The organism is Methylobacterium sp. Leaf89, from assembly GCF_001422215.1.
GTDB lineage: Bacteria > Pseudomonadota > Alphaproteobacteria > Rhizobiales > Beijerinckiaceae > Methylobacterium.
Genome location: NZ_LMML01000023.1, coordinates 152599 through 165873, shown reverse-complemented (window position 1 = coordinate 165873; position 13275 = coordinate 152599). Strand labels below are relative to the sequence as shown.

14 protein-coding genes and 1 pseudogene are annotated in these 13275 nt (G+C 70.5%); 9 read left to right on the top strand and 6 right to left on the bottom strand.

The window, feature by feature from the left end:
- The first annotated feature begins 16 nt into the window (after positions 1 to 16).
- The 3 genes from ASF18_RS08855 to ASF18_RS08845 all read left to right on the top strand — a co-directional run bounded on the left by ASF18_RS08855 (position 17) and on the right by ASF18_RS08845 (position 1903).
- The gene (locus tag ASF18_RS08855) at positions 17 to 733 is read left to right on the top strand and encodes a PhoH family protein (protein ID WP_055945921.1); all 717 of its coding nucleotides are present in this window, start codon (positions 17 to 19) and stop codon (positions 731 to 733) included.
- Positions 734 to 866: 133 nt separating this feature from the next.
- The gene (locus ASF18_RS08850; protein WP_056211991.1) at positions 867 to 1112 is read left to right on the top strand and encodes a hypothetical protein; all 246 of its coding nucleotides are present in this window, start codon (positions 867 to 869) and stop codon (positions 1110 to 1112) included.
- 164 nt (positions 1113 to 1276) lie between these two features.
- Positions 1277 to 1903, top strand: a complete 627-nt coding sequence (locus ASF18_RS08845) for a LysE family translocator (protein ID WP_056211994.1) — start codon at positions 1277 to 1279, stop codon at positions 1901 to 1903.
- Between the two features lie 34 nt (positions 1904 to 1937).
- On the opposite strand, the gene ASF18_RS08840 is transcribed toward ASF18_RS08845, so the two are convergent.
- Entirely contained in the window at positions 1938 to 3437 is a 1500-nt protein-coding gene (locus tag ASF18_RS08840) for a murein L,D-transpeptidase family protein (protein WP_082487283.1), read from the bottom strand.
- A 330-nt stretch (positions 3438 to 3767) separates the two neighbouring features.
- Entirely contained in the window at positions 3768 to 4730 is a 963-nt protein-coding gene (locus tag ASF18_RS08835; protein WP_056211996.1) for an acetyl-CoA carboxylase carboxyltransferase subunit alpha, read from the bottom strand.
- A gap of 454 nt (positions 4731 to 5184) precedes the next feature.
- Here ASF18_RS08835 and ASF18_RS08830 point away from each other — a divergent pair, with 454 nt between their 5' ends.
- From ASF18_RS08830 to ASF18_RS08820, 3 genes are all read left to right on the top strand, one after another.
- Positions 5185 to 6303, top strand: a complete 1119-nt coding sequence (locus tag ASF18_RS08830; protein ID WP_056350898.1) for a patatin-like phospholipase family protein — start codon at positions 5185 to 5187, stop codon at positions 6301 to 6303.
- Between the two features lie 29 nt (positions 6304 to 6332).
- Positions 6333 to 7076: an acetoacetate decarboxylase gene (locus ASF18_RS08825; RefSeq protein ID WP_056350895.1), complete on the top strand. Its 744-nt coding sequence runs from the start codon at positions 6333 to 6335 to the stop codon at positions 7074 to 7076.
- 112 nt (positions 7077 to 7188) lie between these two features.
- Positions 7189 to 7974 carry a 3-hydroxybutyrate dehydrogenase gene (locus ASF18_RS08820; protein WP_056350893.1) on the top strand — a complete coding sequence of 262 codons (786 nt, stop codon included), beginning with the start codon at positions 7189 to 7191 and terminating at the stop codon, positions 7972 to 7974.
- A gap of 69 nt (positions 7975 to 8043) precedes the next feature.
- Here the strand turns inward: ASF18_RS08820 and ASF18_RS08815 are convergent, their stop codons facing one another.
- The 3 genes from ASF18_RS08815 to meaB all read right to left on the bottom strand — a co-directional run bounded on the left by ASF18_RS08815 (position 8044) and on the right by meaB (position 10169).
- Entirely contained in the window at positions 8044 to 8388 is a 345-nt protein-coding gene (locus ASF18_RS08815) for a CsbD family protein (protein ID WP_056277469.1), read from the bottom strand.
- Between the two features lie 150 nt (positions 8389 to 8538).
- On the bottom strand, positions 8539 to 9165 hold the full coding sequence (locus ASF18_RS08810) for a peptidase C15 (protein WP_056350892.1): 627 nt from the start codon (positions 9163 to 9165) through the stop codon (positions 8539 to 8541).
- A 5-nt stretch (positions 9166 to 9170) separates the two neighbouring features.
- Positions 9171 to 10169, bottom strand: a complete 999-nt coding sequence (gene meaB / locus ASF18_RS08805) for a methylmalonyl Co-A mutase-associated GTPase MeaB (protein WP_056212008.1) — start codon at positions 10167 to 10169, stop codon at positions 9171 to 9173.
- Positions 10170 to 10445: 276 nt separating this feature from the next.
- Between meaB and ASF18_RS08800 the strand changes: the two genes are divergently transcribed.
- The gene (locus ASF18_RS08800; RefSeq protein WP_056212010.1) at positions 10446 to 11492 is read left to right on the top strand and encodes an alpha/beta hydrolase; all 1047 of its coding nucleotides are present in this window, start codon (positions 10446 to 10448) and stop codon (positions 11490 to 11492) included.
- 110 nt (positions 11493 to 11602) lie between these two features.
- Positions 11603 to 11959: a hypothetical protein gene (locus ASF18_RS08795; protein ID WP_056212012.1), complete on the top strand. Its 357-nt coding sequence runs from the start codon at positions 11603 to 11605 to the stop codon at positions 11957 to 11959.
- Positions 11960 to 12124: 165 nt separating this feature from the next.
- Here the strand turns inward: ASF18_RS08795 and ASF18_RS24650 are convergent.
- Positions 12125 to 12223, bottom strand: a pseudogene (locus ASF18_RS24650) (GTP-binding protein); the annotation flags it as partial.
- A gap of 346 nt (positions 12224 to 12569) precedes the next feature.
- Here ASF18_RS24650 and ASF18_RS08790 point away from each other — a divergent pair.
- The gene (locus ASF18_RS08790) at positions 12570 to 13274 is read left to right on the top strand and encodes a carbonic anhydrase (RefSeq protein WP_056350889.1); all 705 of its coding nucleotides are present in this window, start codon (positions 12570 to 12572) and stop codon (positions 13272 to 13274) included.
- Position 13275: the final 1 nt, after the last annotated feature.

Sequence of the window (13275 nt, the reverse complement as noted above, 5' to 3'; positions counted from 1 at the left end):
GTTGGAGTGTTGATCGATGAAGAGACGCCGCGCACGACTTGAACTCGTTGAGGACCGTCCGGTCCGGCTGCACAAGACCCGCTTCGACGAAGAACGCAACCTAAGTCCGATCCAGCCCCTCACCGACCGGCAGGCGCAGTACCTCGACGCCCTTGCCCTTCACAAGCAGGTGATCGTCCTCGGCCCCGCCGGCACCGGCAAGACCTTCATCGCCGGGACCCGCGCCGCCGACCAACTCCGCCAGCGCCGCATCGCCAAGGTGATCATCACCCGGCCGAACGTGCCCTCCGGCCGCTCCCTCGGCTTCTTTCCCGGAACGTTGGAAGAGAAGATCGCCCCCTGGGTCGCTCCCCTGACGGAGACCATGAAGGAGCGCATGGGCGAGGCCGCCTTCGAGATCGCGGTGAAGACCGGCGACATCGAGGTGGTGCCCTTCGAGGTCATGCGTGGGCGCACCTTCAAGAACTGCCTCGTGATCCTCGACGAGGCCCAAAATACCACCACCGCCGAGATCAAGATGTTCCTCACCCGCATCGGTGACGATTGCCAGGTGATCATCAACGGCGACGTGTCCCAGACGGACTTACGCGAGACGTCTGGCCTGCGCACGGTGATCCACTTGATCAAGAGTCGGATGATGCCGATCCCGGTGGTAGAATTTACCCTCGACGATATCGTCCGCTCCGGAATTTGTGCTGAGTGGGTGCGGGCTTTCGAGGAAACGAATCTCTGACTCAGGTGTTGTCAGCGGCGGGCCGGAACGGGGCCTGCCGCTCACTCCGGTGCGCGACACGAGTTTCTCGGCCTCGGGTGCGAGAGAACAAACCGGGTGCCGCGCTCGGACAAATGAGAATGGGAGTCTTCACGTGAGGAAACTGACCCTTGCCTTCGCCGTGCTCGCCTCGCTCGGCGGTGCCAGCCTCGCCACCTCCGCCTCGGCCGCACCGGGTGCCCCGCTGGGCGTGACCGCCCCCGAGACCGTGTCCACCGTGCAGATGCGCATGGAGCGCCGGATGGAGCGTCGCATGATGCACCGTCGCATGGAGCGCCGCATGATGCGCCGTCACATGGAGCGCCGGATGATGCACCGTCGCATGATGCGCCGGATGTGATCGGTCGACCGATCTGACTGATCTGGAGAAGGGTCCCTCGCGGGGCCCTTTTTCGTTGCGTGCCGGGCTGCCCCGCCTCCCGGCCGGGCGCGGCCCCGGACGCGGTCTGCTAAGAGGCTGCCGGAGCGCACCAGGGCGTGCGCGTTCGATCCGGGAGCCCGGCCGTGACCTTCCAGACCTGGTGGCTGTTCTTCGGCGCCGTCTTCCTCCTGTCCGGCACGCCGGGGCCGAACATGCTGCACATCCTGGCGCGCAGCGTCCGCGTCGGCCTGCGTCGCAGCCTCGCCGCCATGGCCGGGTGCCTGAGCGCCGTGGTCCTCGTGCTGGTGGCCTCCGCGGCGGGACTGAGCGCCGTCCTCCTGGCGTCGCCGGTCCTGTTCGATGGCCTGCGCTATGCCGGCGTCGCCTATCTCGTGGGGCTCGGCATCCGGGCCTGGCGCGGGCGGGACGGGGCGCTGGACGTCCCCGGGCACACGGGGAGCCCTGCGCCGGTCGGGCTGGGGCGTCTCTACCGCGACGGGCTGCTGATCGGCCTGAGCAATCCCAAGCTCCTCCTGTTCGCCAGCGCCTTCCTGCCGCAATTCGTCGAGCCGGCACGGCCGCAGGCCCCGCAATTCGCGATCCTGATCGTCACCTTCGCGGGGGCGGAGCTGTTCTGGTACGGGGTCTACGCCCTCGGCGGCCGCCGGCTCGCCGCATCCCTGACCCGCCCGGCGCTCAGGCGGGCCTTCGACCGGATCACCGGCGGGATCTTCCTCGGCTTCGGCGCCATGCTCCTTGGCACGCGCTGAGGCGGGACGGCCCGGCCCGCCTTGGTTCCTCGCCTCAATCCTTGGGCGTGGGGGAGTTCTTGGGCGTGGTGGAGCCGGTGGTCTTCGGCGAGGCGGTCGCGGCGGCCGATGCGGTCTTGTGGACCGGCTTCGCCGCCTTCTCCTCGTCCGGCTTGCCGCCCTTGGCCGGGGCGGGCGCGGCGTGCGCCGCCTTCGCGGGGGCGTGCTTGGGCGCAGGTTTGGCGGCGATGGGCTCCGCCGCGGCTACGGCCGGGACGGTGGCGGCGTCGGTGGCCGGGGTCGCGGGCGCGCCGTTGCTGAACACGTTGCCGAAGAGCTTCTTGTAGGCGGCCGGATCGCCCTCGGCGTCGGCCACCATCACGCGGGCGGGCTTGGCCGGCTCGGCCACCACGGGCTCGGGCTTGGCCGCCGGGGCGGTACCCTTCCGGGCGAGGTTCGCGGCGGCCGCCTTGGTGGGGATCGGGGCGACCGCGGCCATCATCACCGGGCGGCCCTTGGCGTCGACCTCGATCTCGCGCTCGCCGGCGGCCAGGCTCTCGGGACGGCTGACGTCGCCGAGCTTGTGCTGGGCATAATCCTTCGGGTCGTAGGGCAGTTCGGGCTCGGGGGGCGCCTTGCCCAGGCTCGCGAAGGTCAGGGTGTTGGCGGGCGTCTGCTGACCGCGGAACACCGGGTTCTGGCTGCCGTCGTCGTAGACGAGGCGGGTGGCGGGCGTGCCCTTGGCGATCAGGTCGGCGATCTCGCGATTGTCGCGCTCGCGCTTCTCCGCCACCTGGGGCTCGACCCGCGGCGTGCAGGAGCCGGCCGCCGCGTCGGCGCCGCCGAAGACGTACTTCGTTCCGCACAGGCCGACCCGCGGCTCGTCGCGCAGGGCCTCGAAGTAGTCCGAGCCTTCCTTGAGGTTCTTCCAGAACGGCGCGTTGGGGTCGTTGCGGAACTTGGCGATGTTGGCCGCCGTCATCCGGAACGGGTACGATTGGAACTGAAACGCGCGCTGGCCGCCCGCGAAGGAATCCCGCGCCAGGGCGTAGATCTCGCCCATCGACTCGTCGGTCATGGCAAAGCAGCCCGACGACGAGCAGGTGCCGTGCACCATGATGTAGTTGCCGGTGCGCCCGTTCGCCCGGTCGTAGGCGTTCGGATAGCCGGTGTCGAACGAGAGGTAGTAGGACGAGTTCGGGTTCATCTGGCCCGGCGTCACGGTGTAGAAGCCCTCGGGCGCCTGGCGGTCGCCCTGCTTGGTCTTCGGGCCGAGCTGGCCCGACCAGCGGCAGATCGGGAAGGTCTTGAGGAGGGCGTACTGGCCGTTGGTGCCGCGCTTCCACACCTCCATCTCCGCTTCCCGCTTGTAGGCGCGGATCAGGATGGGATCGCTCTGCGACATGCCCTTCTGGGCCATCAGCGCAAGGGTCTTCGGCGGCACCGGGGCCAGGGCCCGCAGCGGAACGCCACCGCCCATCGAACCGTCCTGGCAGGCGCCGAGCGACAGGGCGAGCAGAGCGAAACCGGCGGCCACGAGCGGGCGCATAGCCATGGGGAACCTATCCTCAGTCACGCAGCCCCGGGCTCGCGCCCGTGGCATGCCACTCCCCAACCCCTTAGCGTCGTTAAACTTACCCGGTTGTTACCGCAAGGAGACCGCCTTCGTGGCCCGGGCGGGATGTGGATTGCGGACATCATCGGCCCGTCGACCCGATCTCGCCGCATTTGATGCAGCGCGGAGCGTGCCGACGGAAAGAGGATTGATTTCACAGGTTTTTCGCCGCCGATCCGCCAGGCGTCGGTGTGGCGAAACCTTGGCGGGCGCAACGGACGCATCGGGAGGTTTGGTTCCCGTGCGCATCCGCGGCGCAGTGTCGCACTCTCAGAGCTTGCGACCGATCTCCAGGAACTTCGCCGCGCGCCGGTCCCGGATCTCGTCCGGGCCGAGGCCCTGGAACTCCACCAGGGCGGCCTCGATGGCGGCCCCCGTTGCCGCGATCGCGGCGTCGCGCCCGCGATGGGCCCCGCCGGTCGCTTCGGGCACGATGCCGTCGATGATGCCGAGGCGCAGCAGGTCCTGCGCGGTGATCTTCATGGCGGTGGCGGCGTCCGCCGCGCGCCCCTGGTCGCGCCACAGGATCGAGGCCGCGCCTTCCGGCGAGATCACGCCGTAGATGGCGTGCTCCAGCATGAGCACCCGGTTGGCGGTGGCGAGCGCGATGGCGCCCCCCGAGCCGCCCTCGCCGATGACCACCGCGACATTCGGCACCCCGAGGGCGAGGCAGGCCTCCGTCGAGCGGGCGATGGCCTCGGCCTGTCCACGCTCCTCCGCCTCGATGCCCGGAAAGGCGCCTGCGGTGTCGACGAAGGCCAGCACGGGCAGGCCGAAGCGGTCTGCGAGCTCCATCAGGCGTACGGCCTTGCGGTAACCCTCGGGCTTGGCCATGCCGAAATTGTGCCGCAGGCGGGTCTCGGTGGTGGAGCCCTTCTCCTGGCCCAGCACGCAGACCGGACGGCCGCGGAAGCGTCCGAAGCCGCCGACGATGGCCTGGTCCTCGCCGAAGGCGCGGTCCCCGGCGAGCGGGCTGAAATCCGAGATCAGGCCGGCGCAGTAATCGATGAAGTGGGGGCGCTGCGGGTGGCGGGCGACCTGGGTCTTCTGCCAGGGCGTCAGGCCGGCATAGATGTCAGAGAGGGCGGCGGCGGCCTTGGCCTCCAGGCGCCCGACCTCTTCGCTGATCGAGACCGCGCCATCGCGGGCGGCCATGGTCTTCAGCTCCTCCAGCTTGGATTCGAGCTCGGCCACCGGCTTCTCGAAGTCGAGATAGGAGCGCGTCACCGACATGGGTCAGGGATCCTTGTTCGTCGCCATCGCGCGCGGGGCGGCCGGGTCAGGGACGATTGCGGCGGAGGGCGTGCGGGAAAAGCCGCGACTGGGCGGGGGGTGTTGGCGAAGGAACTGCGCCTGTCAACCGTCCACGGGACCGGGGCGAGGCTCGACCGCGTGTCCCGCCGGCGCGTTTCGGCCGGGAGTCCGTCGGTCGAGCCGAGAGGCTCGGATGCGAATCGTGCCGGGTCGTCACCGCCGGCCGCCGCACCCGGGCGCCCGAGCGCGCAGGCCGAGGGCCTGACAACCGGGCCGCTTCGTCCCACCCGAGGGATGGTGGTCGCCCAGGCCTTGCGTCATGGTGGTACTGCACGCTTACGGCAACCATGGATTGGGTTTAGGCGGGCCGTGGGCGGGACGCCTCCCGGGATCCCCCGAGGCGGGGTGTGGTCCGGATAGGAGAGGGCCGGTCGTGACGGCATGTCCCAGCGGCGAAACGAAGGTTCTCGTGCTCCAGGGCGGCGGGGCGCTCGGCGCCTACCAGGCCGGCATCTACGAAGCGCTGGCCGCCCAGGACCACGCCGTGGATTGGGTCGCGGGCATCTCCATCGGAGCCATCAACGCGGCGCTGATCGCCGGAAACCCGCCGGAGCGTCGCGTGGAGCGGATGAGAGCCTTCTGGGAGCTGGTCTCCTCGGGGGTGACCGGGGTTCCCTGGTTTCCCGGGGAGCGGGCGCGGGCGGCCTTCAACGAGGCCAGTGCCGGCTGGGTCGCCGCCTTCGGGGTGCCCGGCTTCTTCAACCCCCGCTTTCCTCCCGCCAGCTTCTATCCGGCCGGCGCGCCGGAGGCGCTGAGCTACTACGAGACGACCCCGCTCCGGGCGTCCCTTGAGCGCTTCGTGGATTTCGACCTGATCAACGGGGGGGCGACCCGCCTCAGCGTCGGTGCCGTCAACGTACGCACCGGAAACTTCGCCTACTTCGACACCCGGTGCGACCGCATCACGCCCGAGCACATCATGGCCTCCGGTGCCCTGCCCCCGGGCTTCCCGCCGGTCACCATCGCGGGCGAGCCCTACTGGGACGGCGGCATCGTCTCGAACACGCCGCTGCAATACGTCCTCGACGAGGAGCGCCGGCGCGACCTCGTGGTGTTCCAGGTGGACCTGTTCTCCGCGCGCGGAGCGATGCCCCGGACCCTGATCGACGCGGCCGAGCGCGAGAAGGATATCCGCTTCTCCAGCCGGACCCGGCTCAACACCGACATGAGCCTGGAGATCCGCAAGGCCAAGGCCGCCACGCGCAGCCTCCTGGGCAAGCTGCCGCCCGAATGGCGCGACGACCCCGATGCCGCGTTTCTGCGACGGATCAGTCACGACAACGTCGTGACGATCCTGCAGCTGATCTATCGTCGCAAGGCCTACGAGGGGAATTCGAAGGATTACGAGTTCTCGCGCGCGACCATGCTGGAGCACTGGGCCGCGGGGCTCGGCGACCTGCGCCGGTCCCTGCGCGCGCCGGCCTGGCGCGACCGCCGGCCCGACGCGAGCGGAATCTGCGTGCTCGACCTGACCCGCGACGCGCAGGACTGAACGCCCTTCACCCCCAGGGAGACGAGCCCGTGACCCGCGACGAGATCCTCGAGACGCCCTCGATGCCCGCCTTCAGCCCGAGCTATCCGCGCGGGCCGTTTCGCTTCCTCCGGCGCGAATACCTGATCGTGACCTACGAGACCGATGCGGACGCCCTGCGCCGGGCGCTGCCCGAGCCCCTGGAGCCGCATCCGGACAATCGCGTCTATTACGAGTGGATGAAGATGCCGGATTCCTCCGGGTTCGGCGATTACGAGGAGAGCGGCTCGGGCGCTCTCGCCACCTTCGACGGCGAGCCCTGCACCTTCTCGATCCAGATGTACCTCGACGACGAGCCGCCGATCACGGCCGGGCGCGAGATCTGGGGCTTCCCGAAGAAGTGGGGCGTGCCCCGCCTCAGGCTCACCAAGGACACCCTCACGGGGACGCTGCACTACGACGACGAGCGGGTCGCGATGGGCACCATGACCTACAAGCACCGGAGCCTGGAGCACGATCTCGCCGCGGTGAAGCAGGGCCTGGGCAAGCTCAACGTCAACCTCAAGCTGCTCCCGGATGTCGACGGCGGCCCGAAGGTCGCGCAGCTCGTCGGCTACCGCCTGGAGGACATCACCGTCCACGGCGCCTGGGAGGGGGAGGCTCGCCTTCACCTGATTCCGCACGTGAACTGCCGGGTAGCCGACCTGCCCGTGCGCCGCATTGTCGGCGGCCGGCACATGGTCGTGGACTTCACATTGCCCTACGGGCAGGTGCTGCACGATTATCTCGCCTGATCGACCCGATGTCGCGCGTCGTGCCGGACCCCGCGCTCAGGCTTTGTTCGACCGCGCGCCTGTCGGACGCGCTAGGATCCCCCGCGTCGAAGAGTGCCCCTAGGAGGCTTCCATGATCCTGAAATCCAAGACCGCCGTCGTCACGGGCTCCACCAGCGGCATCGGCCTGGCCTGCGCGCGCGCCTTCGCCAAGGAGGGCGCCAACATCGTCCTCAACGGCTTCGGCAAGCCCGAGGACATCGAGGCGGCGCGGTCCGGGATCGAATCCGAGTTCGGCGTGAAGGCCGCCCATTCGCCGGCCGACCTGACCAAGCCCGGCGAGATCGCGGGGCTGATCCGACTGGCGGAGGAGACCTACGGCTCCGTGGACGTGCTCGTGAACAACGCCGGCGTCCAGCACGTCTCGCCGATCGAGGACTTCCCGCCGGAGAAGTGGGAGCAGATCATCAGCCTGAACCTGTCCTCGGCCTTCTACACCATGCGGGCGGCGATCCCCGGCATGAAGCAGCGCGGCTGGGGCCGGATCATCAACACCGCCTCCGCGCACTCGATGGTCGCCTCGCCCTTCAAGTCCGCCTACGTGGCGGCCAAGCACGGCCTCGTCGGCCTGTCCAAGGCCGCGGCCCTCGAACTCGCGACGCACGGCATCACGGTGAACTGCATCTCGCCGGGCTATGTCTGGACGCCGCTCGTCGAGAGCCAGATCCCCGACACCATGAAGGCGCGGGGGATGACCGAGGACGAGGTCATCAACGAGGTGCTGCTCAAGGCGCAGCCGACCAAGGAGTTCGTCACCATCGACCAGGTGGCGGCCCTGGCCGTGTTCCTGGCCTCGGATGCGGCGAGCCAGATCACCGGCGCCAACATGGCCATGGATGGCGGCTGGACGGCGCAGTAGCGCGGTCCCGTATGGCCGTCCCCGCTCCGCCGCGATGGCGGACGGAGCGGGGACGGCCGGGGGGCGGGCTCAGCGGCGCCCGTGCAGCAGCAGGGCGAGGCCGTAGCCGACGGCGCCCGCGATCACGAGGGCGATGAACGGGTTCTCCTCCACGCGGTGACCCACCACCCGGCTGCCGTCGCGCAGGTAGGTGCCGCCGCGCTCGTAGGCGTCGCCAGCGTAATCCGAGACGTTGTCGGCCACGTCGCGCAGGGTGTCCTTGGCCTGTCCGTAGATGTCCTGCGCGCGGCCCTCGGCCTCGCGGTAGCGACCCTCGGCCGAGGTGCGCGAGGAACCGGCGAGGTCTCCCGCGGCGCCCTGAACCTTACCGCCGAACTCCTTGGCGGCGCCGACGATGCGATCCGTATCGACCATGGTCTCTCTCCTGAACGTGGATGATGCGGACCGCCCGTCCGGGTCGGGGCGCCCGCATCCGACGTTCACAGAACGCCCGACGGCGCGAAGGAGACCCATGCCGGGGGTGAAAATCTTCCCGCGCCGGCAAAGGGCCCTGTCGCACGCCCCTCAGCCGCGCGCCCGGCCGCGGATCACCAGGCGGCGCGCGACCTCCGCGCAGGCGCGGGCGAGACGCTCCCCGGGGGCCTCGCGCCGCGGCCGCACGGGTGCCTTCGCGGGCCGCTGCGTCCGGGGCGGGAGCGGGATGTGCACGAACAGCGTCGGGGGTGATTCGCGTAAGGCGCGAAAATAGCTGGCGTTGCAGAGGTAGCGCCCCGCATCCCGCGAGGGGACCGCCGCGATCCCGTGCCCGCGCAGCGTCGCGAGCGCGGAGGCCGCCGCGGGCGAGCGGCGCGCGGGCGGGCCATCCCGCTCCAGGGTCAGGCGCGACGCGGTCCGGCCGGAGGCATCGGGAAAGAGGCGGCTCGTGCGGTTGCGTCCCTGCATCTCCACCCGGACCCGCTTGGCGCGGGTCGCGACGCCGAGCATGAGGATCGCGGCCGGCGCTTCGGCCAGGGCCGGCGCCAGCCTGTCGGGGATCGCCGCGTAGGTGGTGCGCAGGATCAGCACGCGCACCGGAATGCCGCCCAGCTTCGGGCGCGCGAGGGCACCGATGCGCCGGGCCATGGCCGCGCTCGGATTGCGCGGCACGCCGGGAAACGGACCGAAGCCGGTGACCAGCAGCGGTCCCGTCATGCGGGTCAGAGGCCGATCAGGGTGGCGATGGCCTCCGCCCCGGCGGCGGGCGAGGCGTCCCCGCGCCCCACCGAAGCCTCGGCCTCCGCCGTCCGGCGGCGCACCTCGGCCGAGCCGACGAGGCGCTGATGCAGGCGCTCGTGCACGAGGGCCCACATCCACTTCACGTCCTGGGCCCGGCGCTTCGCGGCGATCTCGCCCGTGGCGGTGAGCTTGTTGCGATGGTCGACGATCCGCTCCCACAGGCCGTCGAGGCCCTTGTTGTTCAGGCCCGAGATCGTGACCACCGGGGGCGTCCAGGTCGAACTCGGCGCCGAGAGGATGTGCAGGGCGGCGCGATACTCCGAGGCGGCCGCGCTGGCCCGGCGCTCGCCCTCGCCGTCGTCGGCCTTGTTCACCGCGATCATGTCGGCGAGCTCCAGGATGCCCTTCTTGATGCCCTGGAGCTCGTCGCCGGCTCCCGGCAACATCAGGACGAGGAAGAAGTCGGTCAGGTCCGCCACCGCCGTCTCGGATTGGCCGACGCCGACGGTCTCCACCAGGATGACGTCGAAGCCCGCCGCCTCGCAGAGCAGCATGGTCTCGCGGGTCTTGGCCGCGACGCCCCCCAGGGTGCCGGAGGAGGGGGAGGGCCGGATGAAGGCGTTGGGGTCGAGGGCGAGGCGCGCCATCCGGGTCTTGTCGCCGAGGATCGAGCCGCCGGTGCGCGTCGAGGAGGGGTCGACGGCCAGCACCGCCACCTTGTGGCCGGCCGCCGTCAGGTTGGCGCCGAGCGCGTCGATGGTGGTCGACTTGCCGACGCCGGGCACGCCGGTGATGCCGACGCGGATCGCCGTGCCGGTCTGCGGCAGCACCGCGTCGATGAGGCCGCGCGCCGCCGCCCGATGATCGGGCCGCTTCGATTCGGCTAGCGTGATCGCCCGCGCCAGGGCGGCGCGGTCTCCGGCGAGCAGCCGCTCGCGCAGGGCATCGATGTCGAGGGCGGGTGCGGGGGAGGCGGCCATGGTTGTCTTCTTTGCCGGTCCCGCCCGGTTTCGTCGAGGGGGGCGGCCCGGCGCGCGGGCGCTTCCCCCGCAAACCGGCGTGAACCGGGGGCGTGCCGCCCTGTGGGTCCGGGGCCACAGCCCTGCCTCTGCCCGCAATCCACATCGCCACGGCCACGCCTCCGCCCCGCCATGGTCACGATCCTGATCGACAGGATACTGACGCGCTGCGCCCGTCCCGGGGCCACCACGTTCAGGGCCGCCTTGCACGACATGATCCGACCCGAGCTCCGACCCATGATCCGATCCCAGCCTCCCACCCGTCGCGCGCTGCTGCGCTTCGCCGCCCTCTCGGGGGTGGCCGGCCTGACGCCCGGGCTGGCCGGCTGCGTCGCCGACGGCCTCGTCACCGATGCGGTGGGGGGCGGCGCGCCGGAGCGCCAGTCGGCCCTCGACGTCAGCCCGGTGCTGCTGGTGGCCACCACGCGCAAGCCCGTCGGCTCGCCGCCGAAGAGCCCCTACTTCACCTCCGAGCGCGGCCGGGGCCTCAGCTTCGCCGAGGTGCGGCTGTCGGCGCCCGACCGCTCGCTGATCGGCAAGGTCTCCTCCGTGGTGACGGGCGACTGGGCGGTGACGGCGGTGCCGCAGGTCGAGACCGGCGCGGGGGCGGCCGCCGCCTTCGCCCAGGCGGCGCTGGGGCGCGACGTGCTGATCTACGTCCACGGCTACCGCGAGAGCTTCCAGTCGGCGGCCCTGAGTGCGGCCAAGCTTTCCGACGGCATCCGCTTCCGCGGCGCTTCGGCCCTGTTCACCTGGCCCTCGGCGGCCGCCACCTTCGATTACGGCTACGACCGCGAGAGCGCCCTGTGGTCGCGCGACGGCTTCGAGGACCTGCTGAAGGCGCTGGCGAACTCCCCCTCGGGCGGGCGCATCAACATCGTCGCGCATTCCATGGGGACGCTGCTGACCCTGGAGACCCTGCGCATGCTGCGGGCCGAGGCCGGCGAGGCCGCCATGGCCCGCATCGGCGCGGTGGTGCTGGCCGCCCCCGACATCGACATCGACCTCTTCACCAGCGCGGTGGAGCGGATGGGGCCGGACGTGCACAAGATCACGGTGATCTCGTCGACGAACGACCGCGCCCTCGAGCTCTCCGGGGCCATCGCGGGGGGCATCGTGCGCGCCGGCGCGGCGGACCGCGAGCGCCTGGAAGCCCTCGGGGTCCGCGTGGCCGACGCCTCCGACTACGGCGGCGGCCTCATCAACCACGACCTGTTCCTCTCCAATCCCGACGTGCAGGGCGTGGTCAAGCGCGCCATCGCCCGGGCGAGCGGCGGGGCCTGAGGCCCGGCCACCCGCCGCAAACCAACCCCCGCCCGTCCGGGCCTTGGCCTCCGCCCCGTTCGCCCCTACACGGACGGCGGCCCCGAGGCTGCAGACAACAAGGATTCGCGATGTTCACACTCGAGATCGATGGCGTGGCCATCGCGGTCATCAACGGCTCCGAGGAGGTCGCCAACGACCTCTTCACCTGCGATGGCTTCAAGGACGACATCCAGACCATGAAGAGCGACGGCAAGGTGCTGTGGAACGGCACCTCCCCGCTCAAGGTCCGGGCGGCCACCGAGGAGGAGATCGAGATCTTCGAGGACGCCCTCGCCGAGGACGATTCCGAGGAGGACGAGCCCTACGAGCCGGATGCCCGCCATGCCGAGGCCTCGAACGACGACGAGGCGGACGACGAGGACGAGGAGGATGCCGACATCGTGTTCCTGGTCGACATCGACGAGGACGGCGGCCTCGATTCCTGATCGCCGACCCGTCCGGTCGCTCCGTCGCGGGCGACCGGACGGGGGCGCCGTTCAGGCGCCCCGCTGCCGGACCGGGAACGGATCGGGCCTTCCGCGATAGGGGGCGGCCTCGAAGGCGCCCCGGCCCCGTGTCGATCAGGCGGACGTCGAAGGGCGGTCCGGATGGCCGCCTCGCACCAGATCCGCGTCGATGTTCACCGCGCTCAGGCCGTTGACGATCACGGCGACGCGCGGCTGCTCGCGGTCGTTCAGGACGGGGTCCAGCTCGGCTGAGGGCGAGAACCCGGTGCCGAAGGTCGTGGCCGGCGTCGTCGTCCGCGACGGGACCGAGGTCGCAGCGAACCCAGATTACCGCGCCGCCTGACCACCTCCGTCACCGGAAATCCCCATAGCTCGCGGAGAACGGGCCTCGACCCGAGCCCATCAACCCGCGCGAACATGATCGTCCAGCCTGCCTGCCCTGCCGTCAATCGGAGCGGTCGGTCAGCGCTGACCCGTGAGCCCTGTCACGTCCCGAACTTCCTGCGGAGTTCGGACTTGGCGACGGAAAACCGGCGTGATACAACCCTGAGATGATGAGGCATAAGTCTTTCGACTAGGAATTGCGACCGTGTGTGATCAGCATGCATCTCATGTCTCACGCCGCACCTTGCTGACCGCCGTCGCTGCCGGCGCGCTCGCCATGCCGGCGGCACCCGGAGCGGCCGCGGAGGTCTCGGGGTCGAACGTCATGACGCCCGACGCGGCTCTCGCGCGCCTGCTGGAAGGCAACGGGCGCTACGCAGCGAATACGCCGTCGTACAGGGACTTTTCCGCCGGCCGAGCGGCGAGGGTCGCCGCACAGCATCCGATCGCCTGCGTGGTCGGCTGCGCCGATGCCCGAGTCGCACCGGATTTCGTCTTCGATCAGGGACCCGGGGACCTGTTTGTCGTCCGGGTCGCGGGCAATTTCGTCAACACCGACAGCCTCGCCAGCCTCGAATACGGCGTGGCGGTGCTGGGCGCGCCGCTGATCCTCGTGCTGGGCCATTCCGATTGCGGTGCCGTCAAGGCGACGATCGAGGTCATGAAGACGAACGTCGTGCTTCCGGGCCATCTGCCGATGCTGATCGACGCGATCCGGCCGGCGGTCGACTTGGCCGAGAAAGCGCGGGCACCGGATCCCCTTGCCGAGGCGATCGCCCAGAATGTCCGGCACAACGTCCGGCGTCTCGAGCAGGCCGGGCCGATCCTCTCGGACCGCGTCGCCCGCGGGCAGGTGAAGGTCGTCGGCGGCTTCTATGACATCGGCAACCGCAAGGTCACGCTTCTCTGAG

Coding starts and splice junctions, on each gene's coding strand:
- ASF18_RS08855 (WP_055945921.1), top strand. CDS start 17: ATGAAGAGACGCCGCGCACGACTTGAACTCGTTGAGGACCGTCCGGTC.
- ASF18_RS08840 (WP_082487283.1), bottom strand. CDS start 3,437: ATGGCTATGCGCCCGCTCGTGGCCGCCGGTTTCGCTCTGCTCGCCCTG.
- ASF18_RS08835 (WP_056211996.1), bottom strand. CDS start 4,730: ATGTCGGTGACGCGCTCCTATCTCGACTTCGAGAAGCCGGTGGCCGAG.
- ASF18_RS08820 (WP_056350893.1), top strand. CDS start 7,189: ATGATCCTGAAATCCAAGACCGCCGTCGTCACGGGCTCCACCAGCGGC.
- ASF18_RS08815 (WP_056277469.1), bottom strand. CDS start 8,388: ATGGTCGATACGGATCGCATCGTCGGCGCCGCCAAGGAGTTCGGCGGT.
- ASF18_RS08810 (WP_056350892.1), bottom strand. CDS start 9,165: ATGACGGGACCGCTGCTGGTCACCGGCTTCGGTCCGTTTCCCGGCGTG.
- meaB (WP_056212008.1), bottom strand. CDS start 10,169: ATGGCCGCCTCCCCCGCACCCGCCCTCGACATCGATGCCCTGCGCGAG.
- ASF18_RS08800 (WP_056212010.1), top strand. CDS start 10,446: ATGATCCGATCCCAGCCTCCCACCCGTCGCGCGCTGCTGCGCTTCGCC.
- ASF18_RS08795 (WP_056212012.1), top strand. CDS start 11,603: ATGTTCACACTCGAGATCGATGGCGTGGCCATCGCGGTCATCAACGGC.